The following is a 14500-nucleotide window of genomic DNA, read 5'->3' as shown; positions in this document are numbered from 1 at the left end:
TTTTCTAACTTTATTCTAATCAAACTCAAGGAGTCATATTTTGTTCAAAATAAACTATGCGTTACTCTTGATGTAATCGACTGCTTTTCCGACAGTTGTGATCTGTTCAGCGTCTTCATCTGATATTTCTTTACCAAATGTGTCTTCCATTTCCATGACCAGTTCCACTATATCCAGGGAGTCTGCTCCCAGATCATCTTTAAAAGTAGTGTCGCGTGTAATTTTTTCTTCATCTACACCTAAACGCTCAACAATAATGTTTTTAACTTTATCAAATACTTCCTGTTCACTCATTCTACTCTACTCCCTCACTGATAATTGATCAGATTCTATTATTTCTATTAATCTATTATTAAAATATCATTTGATTCATAAGGATAATTGTATAACATCCTCATTGTAATTTCCATATATTTAAAAAGAATTACAAAAAAACGTCATATATTACAGATGAGCCTGTACTTACTGATTTTCGAAATGCCTGATTAGATCTTCGAGGAGACTAGATTCGAGCATTTCTCTTATCTGTCTGATCGTATGATAAACGGGCTCTTCTGTTGCTGATCCATGCGTCTTTATAACCGGTGCTTTAAGACCAAACAGGACTGCTCCTCCATACTTGGAATAATCTAGCAGATCTTTCACTTCTTTAAGACTGTCTTTAAGCATCAGCCCGCCAAGTTTGGCTTTGATCCCGTTGTCCATGATCGCACCCTTAATGACGCTCATCAGAGAGATCGCGGTCCCTTCAATTGTTTTAAGCACCGCATTCCCTGTAAATCCATCAGTAACAACGACATCAGCAACTCCATCCAAAAGGTCTCTTGCTTCTACATTACCGATAAAATTGATTGCATCGTTCTCTTTTAATAAGGCATACGATGATTTGGACAGGTCATTTCCTTTGTTTTCTTCTGTTCCGTTATTCAGCAGCCCAACAGTCGGCTTAACTATGCCGTGGACATGCTTTGAGTAATAGGTCCCTAAAGTGGCATACTGATTGATATTCAGGGGTTTCGAATCTGCATTTGCCCCTACATCGATCATATTGAAAACTGCGCGTTTATCTGATAATGCAGGAAATGTCGCCAGAAGTCCGGGACGATCGATCCCTTTCATACGACCAATAATCAATGTTCCTGCAGCAAGAAGCGCGCCGGTGTTCCCTGCAGAGAACAAGGCATGGTTTTCACCATTTTTTACAGAGTAAGCAGCTTTGACCATCGATGATTCTTTTTTTCTTCGAATTGATCTGACTGGATCGTCATCACTTTTGACCACTTCTTCAGAGTGAACGATCTCGATGTTAGGAAGATCTTCGCTCAATTCATTTCTGATGGCTTCTTCCTTCCCATATAAGACAAGTGTCACGTCTGAAAATTCTCTGGCTGCCCTTAAACAACCTTTAACGATTTCTTTAGGGGCGTTATCTCCGCCCATAGCATCTACAGCAATTCTCACTTTAATTTCCTCCTGTTACTTTCTAATGTTAGTCAAGGATCGGCTGCTGATCGAGGATGATTCCTATCTCATTTCTGAGTCCAGCATACGCTTCTTCCTGATAAAACTGTTCTGAATTCAGTAGAAGTATAGCCTGCTTACGAGCGTCTTCTAAAATTACTGCATCTTCATTGATATCAGCAAGTTTGAATTCAGGCATCCCCGACTGCTTCAACCCGAACATATCTCCGGACCCACGCATTTCCAGATCCTTCTCACTGAGGACAAAGCCGTCACTCGTTTCGGTGACGATTTTCATTCGCTCTGCTCCTTTTTCTCCTTTGGGATCAGCGATCAGAACACAGTAAGATTCATCTGCTCCACGCCCTACTCTGCCTCTCAGCTGATGCAGCTGAGCCAGGCCGAACCGGTCTGCGTCGTGAATGACCATTAATGTAGCGTTCGGGACATTTACGCCTACTTCGATGACTGTTGTCGAGACGAGCACATTCAGTTCGTTTGCCTGAAATGCTGTCATAACTTCTTCTTTTTCTGAAGGTGTCATTTTACCATGAAGCAGCCCGACTGATGCCTGACTTCCTAGAGCTTCCTGGTAGGTGGCCTGCAGCGCAGTTACGTTTTCAAGATCCATGGTTTCCGACTCTTCAATCAGCGGGCTGATGACATAAACCTGGTGGCCTTTACTCAACTCTTTCTGTACAAATCCAATCAGTCTGTCAAAATGAGCCGGACGGATCCAGTAAGTGGATATCGGTTTCCTTCCCTTTGGCATTTCATCGATGATCGATACATCCATCTCTCCATATGCCGTAATCGATAACGTTCTAGGTATAGGGGTGGCCGTCATGAAGAGTACGTCGGGGTGATAGCCCTTTTCTCTCAAAGCTTTTCTCTGGTTCACTCCGAACCGATGCTGCTCATCAGTGATGACGAGAGCGAGAGACTTGTAATTGACCCCTTCCTGTATCAAAGCATGGGTTCCAACGACACAATCAATCGATCCATTTTCCAGACCTTCAAGGATGGCATCTCTTTCTTTCTTACGAGTAGATCCCGTCAGCAGAGCAACTGTAATGTCTATATCAAGGAACATCTCATCAAGAGACTCTTTGTGCTGAGCGGCAAGAATTTCAGTAGGTGCCATGAATGCCGTCTGCCTGCCATCTGTTTGGGCAGCTAATATCGCTGCAGCGGCTACCACTGTCTTTCCGCTCCCAACGTCCCCCTGCACCAGTCTGAACATCTGGCGGGAAGACAGAAGATCTTTACAGACTTCATTGACTACTCTTTTCTGAGCCTCCGTCAGTTCGTATGGCAGACTCCTGAAAAATGACTTCAGTCTATCAACATTATATTCGATACGATTACCAAACTGGCTGTTCTTCAGCTGTTTCTTGCGCCAGATCAGTTTCATCTGATAGTAAAAAAACTCTCTGAATACAACTGAGTACCGGGCCTTTTCAAGCTGCTCATCACTTTCCGGAAAATGCATATTGAATATCGTCTCTTTCATGCTCGACAGCTGATACTCTTCCAGTAGAGTCAGTGGTATATTATCCTCTATAAAAGGATGATAAATGTCCCATGCTTGTTTTATCAGTTTGAGAAAAGTAGACTGTCTGATTTTTTTCGTAGTATGGTAAATGGCCTCGGTATTCTGATTCTCATTTCCTGTAGAAAGGATTTTTATGCCGTTAAGCTGTTTTCTATTGATATCCCAGCGCCCGTATATCTTTAAAAGGTTACCGGCCTGTACCTGTTTCTGAAGGAAAGGCTGATTAAAGAAAGTCACGCTAACTATCACATGATCGCAGTTGATACGGAAAGTCAGTCGATTCTTTCTTCTCCCGAAGTGACTTAATACACCATCTGACAGTGCAATGCCTTCCAGCACCACTTTTTCGTTATCTTCAATTTCATCGATAGCTCTCACAGTCAGGTCTTCATAGCGAAAGGGATAATGGGTCAGAAGATCGTAAATGGTGTAAATCCCCAAATCGTTCAGAGCATCGACTCTTTTTTCTCCAACGCCTGAGAGTACTGATACCGGGTCTTGAATAGACTGATTCACAAACTCTCTCCTTTCTAAAAAAACAGGAATAGAGGAAACAACAGAATCACAAGTCGTTTCTCCTATTCCTCTTAATAATTATTCTACAGAAATCAGATACGGATAAACGGGCTGATCTCCAGCATGAATTTCAACTTCCAAATCAGGGAAGTGATCATTGATATACTCAGAGATTTTTTCAGCTTCTTCTTCAGTTCCATCTTCACCGATAAGCAGTGTGACGATCTCGCTGTCTTCATCAATCATCAGCTCTATTGTCTTTACCGCTACATCAAACATATCAGGTTCTGTTACTTTGATTTCTCCATCGATCAGACCCATGAAATCGTCCTTGCGGATCGCCAGGCCGTTGATTTCGGTGTCTCTAACTGCAAAAGTGATTTGACCGGATTTTACAAGATCCAGTTCTTCAGTCATTGTCTCTTTGTTTGTTTCCAGATCATGTGCCGGATTGTATCCCAGCATAGCTGTCAGCCCTTGCTGAATCGTACGTGTCTCAACGACAGCTGCACTTGCTTCGACGACTTGTGCAGCCTGCTCAGCAGCCATGAAGATATTCTTATTGTTAGGCAGAATAATGTAGTTGTCAGCCGGTACGCTTTCCATGGCTTTGACGATATCTTCAGTACTTGGATTCATCGTCTGTCCACCTTGAAGCACATAGTCAACACCCAGACTTTCAAACAGGACTTTAAGCCCTTCTCCAGGAGCTATAGCTACAACAGCAAAATCTTTTTTCTTAGTAGTCTGCGGAGTAGATTCGTCAGAATGAGACAGCTTAGAGTGCTGCTCACGCATATTATCGACTTTGATCTTCATCAGTGAGCCGAATTTCTGACCGTAGTTCATGACTTCGCCCGGTTTTTCGGTATGCACGTGCACTTTGATGACTTCTTCATCTGATACGACTAGAAGAGAATCTCCGAGTTTATCTAAGTAATTTCTGAACTCTTCGTAGTCAAATTCCTGCTCAACTGTTTCCCCTTCGCCGATACGAACCATAATTTCAGTACAGTATCCAAACGTGATGTCTTCAGTTGATACATGCTCATGCACGCCGCCTCTATGGTGTTCTGCACGAACCAGTTCATCCAGTTCATGTCCTTCTTCAACAAGCTCTTCTCCAGTCAGTGAAGAAAGAAAGCCTTCATAAATATAGACTAGACCTTGTCCGCCACTGTCAACCACGCCTACTTCTTTAAGAACCGGCAGAAGATCAGGAGTCTTTTTAAGTGATTTTTTAGCAGCAGTGAGGACAGTTTCCATTATCTCGATAACGTCGTCAGTTTCCTCAGCCTTTTTCGATCCGGCTTTTGCTGACTGTCTTGCAACTGTCAGTATTGTCCCTTCTACAGGTTTCATCACTGCGTTGTAGGCTGTGTCTACTCCACCTTGAAAAGCTGCAGCTAATTCCTGTGCATTGATTTCTTCTTTGCCTTCGATCGCTTTAGAGAAGCCTCTGAAAAGCTGGGAAAGAATAACACCGGAATTTCCACGGGCACCCATAAGCAGACCCTTGGCCAGTGCCTGGGCAGTGTCTCCCATGTTGTCACTGGTTGAATCTTTAACAGCATTCGTTCCGCTGGTAAATGATAAATTCATATTTGTCCCTGTATCACCATCCGGTACCGGGAATACATTCAATGAGTTGACATATTCAGTCTGTTCGTCCAGACGTTTTCTACCCAGGGCCACCATTTCTTTAAACTTTTTTGATTTTAAACTCTTAGCATCCACTTTTGCAATTTCCTCCTTTGTCACTTTTAGAACAGTGACTATGGCTTACATGTCATTTTGAACTCTTACGCCCTGAACATATACATTCACTGAACTGGCGACAATACCCAGGTCATGTTCCAGCTGGTATCTCACTAGCTCCTGAACATTTTTAGATACTTCAGTTATTTTCGTGCCGTAACTGACTACGATGTAGACATCTACAACAATACCCTGATCTTCCTGTCTGACCTCTACACCTCTTGAGTAGTTGTCTCTATTTAGGATTTCATTGATCCCATCTCTCACATGTTTACGGCTAGCCATACCTACGATTCCGAAAATCTCAGTAGCTGCTCCACCCACTACAGTCGATATGACATCATTTGACATTTCAATCGTTCCAAATTCATTGTTCAACTGAACACTCATCCTTTTTCCCCTTTCTCCTACTATATATACAGATTTTTTTTAAAGGTTTCTTTGATATTCAAACATATTTTAGCATATCGCACCCCGTAAAAAAAGGCAAGATAATCCGGACCTTGCCTCTGGGTATGTGATGAATAAACTGTTTATGTTATATCCTCCAGTATACACTGTTCCAGCCTACTTTTGTAGATAAAACTTAGTATTCATAACGACTTACAGAAAAAAATGTATACCGTCGGCTGTAAAGTAATAATCCTTGAACGATTACAAAAAAAGACTTGCTTCATTCACTGATATGTGATACTTTATATAAGTATGAGTTAGCTTTGTTTGTTAAAGCTATGCACGAAGGAGGAGAAAAAATGGCTAAAGAATGTTTTGTAACTGGACGTAAAGCTAGAAGCGGAAACAACCGCTCACACGCTAACAACAAATCAAAACGTCGCTTCGCTGCGAATTTACAAAAAGTTCGTATCATGGTTGATGGAAAACCTAAAAAATTATGGGTTTCTGCCCGCGCTTTAAAATCAGGAAAAGTTGAACGCGTATAATAATAAAATCATGGAGCCTGCAGATGTTAAGTAATTTAGCATATGCAGGTTTTTTTTGATATTTTATTTTTTTAAAATGGGTTACCTAAGACAATCAGCAAAACAACCCTACAGCCCAGGACAAACTAGTCATGGACAGTCGGGTTGTTTTAATGGAATAGCACTTAAAGGATCTCAGCAAACATAAATAAAGTTCAGTCTTCTGAAAAAAGATCAGATTTATTCTGTTTGATCTGATACTTATTTATCACTCCTATTAGTCTTGACTCTTCTTTTACTGATAAAGGAGCTAGTTTTACGCCGTACTTAATGTACCGGTTCTCCTCTCCGCTCTTGCGGATAATGCATCCCTCCAGTTCAAACCATTCTTCTTCCAGTTCAAATTTAAATGTATATGTCAGAAACTCGGTGACCTTGAATGTTTCTCTGCTCACAAAGGACAATCCGTTACCACTAATATTGCTGAGTGTTACTGTATACACTCTATCTTCCTTTGCCGGTAGGATCATCGTCGCTTCTTTGAACCCACTGATCCGGCAGCGGAAGAACTTCCTTCTATTACTAATCATCTGCATACCTCTATTCGCTATGTAAAAGCTTAATTTGTTATGGTATCAATTATTATATTTCTATATTAACATATCGGAGAGCGGTCTATACTAAAAATTTTAACTTTAGACATATCACCTGCTGTCTTCAGTATGGTGTTCAGACAACTATATTTTAATAAGGGATTGGATCTGTCACTATCATCCTTTCGCCACCTGATTCTTCTGACTAAAAAAACAATGAGGACTCTCGCCACTTTTGGAGAGGTCTCATTGCTTTTCGTTCAGTCAAAGTTTAGTCATCTGGATTTCTTATCATTCCTGAAATCATAATCTGATATAAATGTATTCAGTCTCTACTTTGAACAAAAGCTATTATACCCGACTTAAAGGACAGGTTTGCAGTTGCTGCCACGAACTCGTTACTGATCAGAGCTGCTGGGTAGTCATAATCTGCTCCATCGAGCTGATACTTGAACCCCTGACCAAGAGACAGGTGCTTGACCGGAGTCATCCCGATAACAGAGCAGTAAGTTTTATTCTGCTCTTTAACCACTTTGTGTACGCCGGGCTGATAATATTTTATGCTGTTAGTCTGATTGACAAACTCTATTTTTTCTTGGATGTTGTGGAATCTAGGCTGCAATGGAATCATAAGAATGCTCATCAGATGATCCAGACGCCCACCTGACCAGCCATAGACAATCACTTTTTCTGAGTCAAACTGCTTCATGGCATAGACCAGACTAAGCTCTGCATCCGTATCTTCTTTATCAGGATCTACTTCAATAAATGTCCCAACATGTTCTTTTATCTTCTGCTTTTCCATCTCTGAAATCGAATCGAAATCGCCAAGAGCCAGGTCAGGACTGTAGCCATTTTCAGTTAGGTAAAACGCCCCTCTGTCCACTCCGATGTAGTGATCCTGCTGTTTCTTTGGAGGCCAGGCTCTTTGCTCATCCGGGCTGCCCAGCATAATATGGATCGTACTCATCTACTTCACCGACTGTTTCAGATTGGTGATCTGCTGTCCAGCATCACTTGCACCATAGACGTATGAACCGGCTACCAATACTGTGGCGCCTGCTTCTATACAGACTTTTGCAGTCTCATCATTTATTCCACCGTCAACTTCTATTTCATAAGAGTACCCGTGCTCTTGTTTCAGAGCAGCCAGCTGCTCTATCTTACTGACCGTCTCTTTAATGAACGACTGCCCTCCAAATCCAGGATTGACTGTCATGACCAGGACGAGATCTGTCATGTGCAGACTATCAGCTATCATGGAGACGGGAGTGGCCGGATTGATTACCAGACCTGCTTTAACTTCAGCTGACCGGATCATCTGGAGAGCACGATGAAGATGGACCGTGCTTTCAGCGTGAATCGAAATAATATCTGCTCCTGACTCAGCAAAGTCATTGATATAATTTTCAGGGTTTTCTACCATCAGATGACAGTCAAGAGGCAATTGGGTGTGCGGTCGCACTGATTTGACTATCGGCACACCAAAGGACAGATTGGGTACAAAATGACCATCCATCGTATCAATATGGATCCAGTCTGCTCCCCCATCCTCGACCTTCTGAATCTCTTTCTTCAGTTCCGCAAAATCCGCACTAAGAATAGATGGCGCAATTTTAACCATTATTTTCCCCTCTTCTTTCCATAACGTGGTTTTCTGTTCTGTATCTCTTCGATAAGAGAGAGATAGTTGTTGTATCTAAATGATGCTATCACCTGTTCTTCTACAGCCTTCTTGACGGCACAATTTGGTTCATTCTGATGTATACATCCGCTGAACCGACAGTCTTTTCCTTTTTCCCAGATTTCCGGAAAACAGGCTGACAGATCCTGTGCATCCAGCTCTTCAAACTGAATCGCACTGAAACCAGGCGTATCTGCAACCAGGCCTCCGAGTAAAGGCACAAGCTCAACGTGTCGTGTCGTATGCCTTCCTCTTCCAAGTGATTTGGAGGTTTCCCCAATCTTCAGTTTAAGTTCCGGGTTAAGACTGTTCAGCAGGGTTGACTTGCCAGCTCCGGACTGCCCCATGAACACTGCCAGCTTATCTTTGACAAGATCTCCAAATCTCTCCTGCAGTGTCACTGGACTCACCTGCTTATTTTGATCCGGTAATATCACTTTGTATCCGATAGAAGTATAAATATCGGCAAGATCCTCTGCAGCAGCGTATTCTTCATCTGTCGTCAGGTCTGTCTTGGTAATGTAGATGACCGGTCTGATATGATGCTGCTCAAGAGACACAAGATAACGGTCAAGAAGTGAAGTAGAAAAATCCGGGTCCTTGACCGACATGATGACAAAGCCCAGATCCACATTGGCAACGGATGGACGCGACAGTTCATTTTCTCTCGGCATTATTTCTTCCAGTGTTCCTTCTTTGTCTGTCTCGAATGTAAACTTCACTTTATCACCGACGAGAGGTGTTTCATTTCTATTTCTGAAAATCCCTCTTGGACGGGTCTGATACACATCTTTTTCAGGTGTCTGGATATAGTAGAAACCGCTGAGGGCTTTTATTATTCGTCCTTCGTGCAAGTACCTTCCTCCTTCTAGTCGTTCGGGCTTATCCCTGTTTCTTCTCTGATGACTTCCCCGTCTCTAACGATTCGGAAACTGGCTGTCTGCCCTTCTTCCACTACGAATGTAATGATTTGCGGAGTGTCCTCATAGATGTCAAAGGCTCGGTAGACATCGTCAAACGAGTGCTCAGCATCTTCGACATAAATCTCAATGGCATTGGGTGTCAGCCCTTCGTCTGATTCTCCGTTTTCATCATCTTCTTCATTTTCTTCATCTCCATCATTTTCTGCCTCTTCTTCTGTCTCACTTAGGTACTCAATGATGATACCTCTGTCAAACGTTACATATTCGGGTTCTTCAGGCCCAGTTGAGAAGACAACTGAGATTCTCGATCCCGGATATACCGTTGTTCCCGGTTCAGGAGACTGTCGGGCAACCTGTCCTTCAGGAATAGTATCGTGCGGTTCATTGGTAATAGTTACTGAAAGGTTCAGATCATCGGCATAGTCTTCTACTCCTACAGAAGAATATCCGACAAGACGCCTTAGAGTAAAGCCTTCCGGACCGCTGCTTACTTGAAGGGTGATCGTCGATTCACTTGGCACTACTTCTTCGCCGGCAGATATACTTTGGGAGACGACATTCCCTTCAGATATATCATTACTGAATACGTCTTCTCTTTCTACAGTGAAGCCCATATCTGTCAGTTCAGCCCTCGCATCCTCATATGAGACATTTTCATAATCTTCAAGGGTGATCATCTCTTCCCCCAGGCTGACAAACAGGTTAACTGAAGCAAATTCCCGGAGTACTGCATCAGGTGACGGATTTGTACGGATTATTCTACCTGCTTCCACATCAATGCTGTTCTGCTCAATGATATCTCCCACCTGCAAATTCAGTTCTTCCAGTTCTTCTTCGGCCTCCTCCAGAGTAAGGCCTGATAGATCCGGCACACTCACCTCTCTTGGTCGTGTCATACTGAAGACCAGAAGAGAGCCAATCAGCATCAAAAGAAGAAGAATGATGAAAAGCAAGCCTTTCCTCCGCCGTTTTCTCTTCTTCTCTTTATTAGGTTCGGGTGCAGCTCTATCCGGCTCTTCAACTGGTTTTTGCTCAGCTGAAGGTGCTTCAGTTTTATCCGGTCTGATTTTTACCGGTTCAATCATACGTGTTTCATCATCGTGTGTCGATACAGGCATAAATTTCATTTCTTCTGCCCGTGATTCTGACAATGATGTTTCAAGATCCTTCTTCATCTCTGAGACAGACCGGTAACGATCACCCGGTTCTTTAGCTGTGGCTTTTAGAACAACATTTTCGAGAGCCTGCGGAAGCGAAGAATCGTTTTCTTTTAATGAAGGCATGTCGTTCTGGAAATGCTTCAAGGCAATCGATACTGGAGACTCCCCATCGAATGGCACACGGGCAGAGAGCAGTTCGTAAAGAAGGATACCCAGTGAATAGATATCTGATTGCTTCGTTGCCATACTTCCTCTCGCTTGCTCGGGCGAAATATAGTGAACGGATCCCAGCAGCGAGTTAGTTTGAGTAATGGAATTTTCTGACAATGCTACTGCAATCCCAAAGTCCGTTATTTTTACTTTTTCACTATGATCGATAAGAATATTCTGCGGTTTAAGGTCTCTATGGATAATATTGTGATTATGTGCATATTCTACAGCAGCTAAAATCTGAGACATGATTTCGATTGTTTTTTTATAGGGAATCGGATGGTTCTGACGAATAAATTCCTTAAGATCGTATCCCTCCACGTATTCCATGACGATGTAAGGTGTATCATCTTCCCCTACATCGACCACATTGACTATATTCGGATGTATCAGCTCAGTTGTTGAAAGGGCCTCTCTCTTGAAGCGTCTGATACTGGCCTCATCATTATGAAAATTATAGGCCATCAGTTTAACGGCCACATTTCTTTCAAGGATAAGATCTTCTGCCAGGTAAACTTGTGCCATACCTCCGGATCCTATTTCTCTTATTATCTTATATCTGTTGCTAATTCTTTCTCCGGGAATCACTTACGCTCCCCTCCTAACATTCTGCGACTGTTCAGTCAGATCGATCAGACAGACGGTTATATTGTCTGTCGATCCATTTTTTAATGAAGCATCAATCAAGGCTTCAGCTTTGCTGCTTAAATTTAGTTCACTCTTTACGATGTTGTTCATCTCTTTCCTGTCGATCCCATTCGACAGCCCATCGGAGCAGAGCAGGATCAACTGTGTCTCTTCTTTATTCAGTTCAAAAAAGTCAATCATCACTTTGTCAAACACTCCTAGCGAGCGTGTGAGGGTGTGCCTCTGATGATGATTTTTCGCTTCTTCCTCAGTAATTTCACCGCTCAGGTGGAGTTCGTTTGCAAACGAATGATCGACTGTGATCAAACGCATATCATTGTCAGCATTCAGCTGGTATGCTCTGCTGTCCCCGACGTTTCCTATTACGATCGCTTCATTAATAAACGCTGCAGTAACAAGGGTGGTTCCCATTCCCTGAAGATCATTGTAAGTTCTGGCTACTCTGTAGATCCGCTGATTCTCTATATTGATCTGCCTGTCAAGCCATTCCTTAACATCTGCTGAAGTGGCAAAAGCTGTTTCCTGCCATCTGTGACCCAACTGCATGACAGCCATCTCGCTTGCAATATCTCCAGCCTTGTGTCCACCCATGCCGTCACATAAAATAGCCAGCAGCTGATCGGCCTGATTATAAAAGAGTTCGACAAAATCCTGATTAGTCGTTCTCATTCCAATATGTGTTTTCTTATAAGTATTCAGTTTGTATCACTCCATATTTTCCTATGTAAATCACCGACCATAAGTCTATGATCAGTGAACAGAATTAAACTGACTATGTCTTTCTCAAAGAAGCTATGAAAAAACCGTCCGTATGGTACCGATGCGGGTACAGATGAAGAAAGCCATTTTCAGATAGCTTGATGCTCGAGTTATTTCTATAAACCGGTTCGATTTCGTATGAAGGCTGTTCTGAGAGGAAAGCTTTTACCACGTCATCATTTTCTTTTCTGGTGATTGTGCAGGTACTGTAAACAAGTCGTCCACCTTTTTTCAGCAGCGGAGCGACAGAAGTCAGAATATCCAGCTGGACTTTCTGCAGAGCATTTATATCTGACAGTCTTTTCTGGTAGCGGATATCTGGTTTCCTTCTCATAAGACCTAAGCCTGAACACGGGGCATCAATAAGTATCTTGTCGAATGACTCGTGTTCAAATGTTTCAGCGGCTTTTCTCGCATCCATGGCATTCGTTATTATTATATCAGCAAATCCCAGTCGATCCGCATTTTCTCTTATTTTTCTTATTTTTTTCTCATGAAGATCAAGAGCGGTCACCTGTCCGCCTTTGGTTTTATCCAGATAAGTGGCGATGTGGGTGGTTTTCCCCCCTGGTGCTGCACAGGCGTCCAGAACCGCATCCCCAGCTTCAATTTGCAGTGCTTCAGCAACAAGCATGGAACTTTCGTCCTGAATCGTGATGACTCCATCCTTAAATAATGACGAGTGCACAGGCAGACCTCGCAGACAAATCAGTCCGTTTGCAGACACTTTGCTCTTTTCAGTTTCAAATCCTTCCAGTTCCAGCTGCCTCTGAACGTCTTCCACAGACTTGAGTGTCGTGTTGACCCTTAAACTTAAGCGGGCCTTGTCAGATAAGGAATCGAGTATTTGTTCTGTCTCTTCCATTCCAACTTCTTCTGATAGAAGCGTAACGATCCACTCAGGGTAACTGTACATAATGGACAATTTTTTTATCGGTTCACTGATGTCATCTGCTGAGCGTACGCCTTTTCGCTCAATAGCACGGAGTACGCCGTTGACAAACCCTGTGATCCCTCTGTTTCCTCTGACCTTAGCAATATTAACAGCTTCATTGACTATCGCATGCATAGGTATTTTATCGAGAAGTGTGATTTGGTATAAGGATACACGCAGCAGCTGCATGACCCATCCATCTATTTTCTTCTGTTTTCTGATAAATGGATCCAGTTGATAATCCAGCTTCAGCTTATTCTGAATGACACCATATACCAGCTCAGTCAGAAAACGTGTATCTTCTGGAGACAGCTGATTCTGTCTGAGGACATCGTTCAGTACAATATTACTGAATGCCTGACTGGCTTCAACCTTGTCTAAAATTTCAACAGCCAGGTAACGGCTGCTTTGCTTTATCTTCTGATTACTCAAATCGTTCCCCTTCTTCTAAGTGGTTGACTGCTCCGGACAGAAAGTCTTCTATCGTCATTTTAGGCTTACCGAATGGCTGAACTTCCTTAAGGGACAAGACAGTCTGTTCTCCGCACTGAATCTGCATGTCCTTATTTGTAAGTCTGACTATCGTTCCAGGCTCTTTATCAGATGATTGACTGACTGCCTCTGCCCGCCAGATCTTGAATCTCTGACCTTTCAGCAAGGTATATGCTCCGGGAAATGGATTCATTCCACGTACTTTAAAAGCGATGGTCTCTGCTCGCTTAGTCCAGTCGATTTTTTCTTCCTCTCTGGAAATCATCGGTGAATAGGTCACTTCAGACAAATCCTGACTTGCAGGTGTGTGAGTCCCGGAAAAGATATCCGGAAGGGTGTCCAGAAGGAGGTCTCTGCCGATCAAACTTAATTTACTGAAAAGCGTTCCAACAGTATCTTCCGGATCAATTCTCAGAGACCTTTGGGAAATGATGTCCCCTGCATCCATTTCCTTTTCCATGTACATGATGGTTACACCTGTTTCTCTATCCCCATTGATTAGTGCATAATGAATAGGCGCCGCACCTCTGTACTTTGGAAGCAGAGATGCGTGCACATTGACTGCCTTATACTTTGGCGCTTTAAGCATTTTCGTCGGCACATACTGTCCATAGGCAGCGGTAACGATGATATCCGGATCAAGCGCAAGCACCTGATTCATCTCTTCGGATCCTGATAGTTTTTCCGGTTGGAAAACAGCAATGCCATGTTCAACTGCTTTCTTTTTAACAGGTGGCGGGGTCATCACCTTTTTACGTCCCACTTTACGGTCCGGCTGAGTGACAACTCCAATCACCTCGTAATCTTCTTGCTGTATAAGTCCTTCCAGTATCGGTACTGAAAATTCAGGTGTTCCCATAAATACTATTTTATACATAGGATAAACC

General features: G+C 42.8%; 14 protein-coding genes. 1 reads left to right on the top strand and 13 read right to left on the bottom strand.

From position 1 onward, the window contains the following. Window positions 1-54 precede the first annotated feature (54 nt). The 5 genes from acpP to ABFX15_RS06655 all read right to left on the bottom strand — a co-directional run bounded on the left by acpP (window position 55) and on the right by ABFX15_RS06655 (window position 5680). The gene (gene acpP / locus ABFX15_RS06675) at window positions 55-294 is read right to left on the bottom strand and encodes an acyl carrier protein (protein WP_346024688.1); all 240 of its coding nucleotides are present in this window, start codon (window positions 292-294) and stop codon (window positions 55-57) included. A gap of 168 nt (window positions 295-462) precedes the next feature. Continuing rightward, window positions 463-1461 (bottom strand): phosphate acyltransferase PlsX, encoded by a 999-nt coding sequence (gene plsX / locus ABFX15_RS06670; RefSeq protein ID WP_346024687.1) that lies wholly within the window; start codon window positions 1459-1461, stop codon window positions 463-465. Between the two features lie 28 nt (window positions 1462-1489). Continuing rightward, window positions 1490-3532: an ATP-dependent DNA helicase RecG gene (recG, locus tag ABFX15_RS06665; protein ID WP_346024686.1), complete on the bottom strand. Its 2043-nt coding sequence runs from the start codon at window positions 3530-3532 to the stop codon at window positions 1490-1492. A gap of 78 nt (window positions 3533-3610) precedes the next feature. Next, window positions 3611-5269 (bottom strand): DAK2 domain-containing protein, encoded by a 1659-nt coding sequence (locus ABFX15_RS06660; protein WP_428830613.1) that lies wholly within the window; start codon window positions 5267-5269, stop codon window positions 3611-3613. A 45-nt stretch (window positions 5270-5314) separates the two neighbouring features. Beyond that, complete coding sequence (locus ABFX15_RS06655; protein WP_346024685.1) at window positions 5315-5680, bottom strand: Asp23/Gls24 family envelope stress response protein; 366 nt, start codon at window positions 5678-5680, stop codon at window positions 5315-5317. A gap of 362 nt (window positions 5681-6042) precedes the next feature. Between ABFX15_RS06655 and rpmB the strand changes: the two genes are divergently transcribed. Beyond that, the gene (gene rpmB / locus ABFX15_RS06650; protein ID WP_346024684.1) at window positions 6043-6231 is read left to right on the top strand and encodes a 50S ribosomal protein L28; all 189 of its coding nucleotides are present in this window, start codon (window positions 6043-6045) and stop codon (window positions 6229-6231) included. Window positions 6232-6425: 194 nt separating this feature from the next. Here the strand turns inward: rpmB and ABFX15_RS06645 are convergent, their stop codons facing one another. The 8 genes from ABFX15_RS06645 to fmt form a co-directional block, all read right to left on the bottom strand. Then, window positions 6426-6800, bottom strand: a complete 375-nt coding sequence (locus ABFX15_RS06645; RefSeq protein WP_346024683.1) for a PilZ domain-containing protein — start codon at window positions 6798-6800, stop codon at window positions 6426-6428. A 328-nt stretch (window positions 6801-7128) separates the two neighbouring features. Beyond that, window positions 7129-7773, bottom strand: coding sequence for a thiamine diphosphokinase (locus tag ABFX15_RS06640; protein WP_346024682.1), 645 nt, complete (start codon window positions 7771-7773; stop codon window positions 7129-7131). Then, window positions 7774-8427 (bottom strand): ribulose-phosphate 3-epimerase, encoded by a 654-nt coding sequence (gene rpe, locus ABFX15_RS06635; protein WP_346024681.1) that lies wholly within the window; start codon window positions 8425-8427, stop codon window positions 7774-7776. It lies immediately after the preceding gene. Continuing rightward, complete coding sequence (gene rsgA / locus ABFX15_RS06630) at window positions 8427-9341, bottom strand: ribosome small subunit-dependent GTPase A (RefSeq protein ID WP_346024680.1); 915 nt, start codon at window positions 9339-9341, stop codon at window positions 8427-8429. Before rsgA ends, rpe begins: the two co-directional genes overlap by 1 nt. A 14-nt stretch (window positions 9342-9355) precedes the next feature. Then, window positions 9356-11368 carry a Stk1 family PASTA domain-containing Ser/Thr kinase gene (pknB, locus tag ABFX15_RS06625; protein WP_346024679.1) on the bottom strand — a complete coding sequence of 671 codons (2013 nt, stop codon included), beginning with the start codon at window positions 11366-11368 and terminating at the stop codon, window positions 9356-9358. After that, window positions 11369-12097: a Stp1/IreP family PP2C-type Ser/Thr phosphatase gene (locus ABFX15_RS06620; RefSeq protein ID WP_346024678.1), complete on the bottom strand. Its 729-nt coding sequence runs from the start codon at window positions 12095-12097 to the stop codon at window positions 11369-11371. A 103-nt stretch (window positions 12098-12200) separates the two neighbouring features. After that, the gene (rsmB, locus tag ABFX15_RS06615; RefSeq protein WP_346024677.1) at window positions 12201-13553 is read right to left on the bottom strand and encodes a 16S rRNA (cytosine(967)-C(5))-methyltransferase RsmB; all 1353 of its coding nucleotides are present in this window, start codon (window positions 13551-13553) and stop codon (window positions 12201-12203) included. Beyond that, entirely contained in the window at window positions 13546-14490 is a 945-nt protein-coding gene (gene fmt / locus ABFX15_RS06610; protein WP_346024676.1) for a methionyl-tRNA formyltransferase, read from the bottom strand. The genes rsmB and fmt overlap by 8 nt, the downstream gene beginning before the upstream one ends. Between the last annotated feature and the right edge of the window lie 10 nt (window positions 14491-14500).

It is taken from the genome of Alkalibacterium indicireducens, from assembly GCF_039522005.1.
Taxonomy (GTDB): domain Bacteria; phylum Bacillota; class Bacilli; order Lactobacillales; family Carnobacteriaceae_A; genus Alkalibacterium; species Alkalibacterium indicireducens.
This window is presented reverse-complemented; position numbering and strand designations above follow the sequence as displayed.

What these genes read in the sequence shown, in the direction of transcription:
- acpP (WP_346024688.1), bottom strand. Translation starts at nt 294, where the DNA reads ATGAGTGAACAGGAAGTATTTGATAAAGTTAAAAACATTATTGTTGAG.
- ABFX15_RS06655 (WP_346024685.1), bottom strand. Translation starts at nt 5,680, where the DNA reads ATGAGTGTTCAGTTGAACAATGAATTTGGAACGATTGAAATGTCAAAT.
- rpmB (WP_346024684.1), top strand. Translation starts at nt 6,043, where the DNA reads ATGGCTAAAGAATGTTTTGTAACTGGACGTAAAGCTAGAAGCGGAAAC.
- ABFX15_RS06645 (WP_346024683.1), bottom strand. Translation starts at nt 6,800, where the DNA reads ATGATTAGTAATAGAAGGAAGTTCTTCCGCTGCCGGATCAGTGGGTTC.
- ABFX15_RS06640 (WP_346024682.1), bottom strand. Translation starts at nt 7,773, where the DNA reads ATGAGTACGATCCATATTATGCTGGGCAGCCCGGATGAGCAAAGAGCC.
- rpe (WP_346024681.1), bottom strand. Translation starts at nt 8,427, where the DNA reads ATGGTTAAAATTGCGCCATCTATTCTTAGTGCGGATTTTGCGGAACTG.
- ABFX15_RS06620 (WP_346024678.1), bottom strand. Translation starts at nt 12,097, where the DNA reads ATGAGAACGACTAATCAGGATTTTGTCGAACTCTTTTATAATCAGGCC.
- fmt (WP_346024676.1), bottom strand. Translation starts at nt 14,490, where the DNA reads ATGTATAAAATAGTATTTATGGGAACACCTGAATTTTCAGTACCGATA.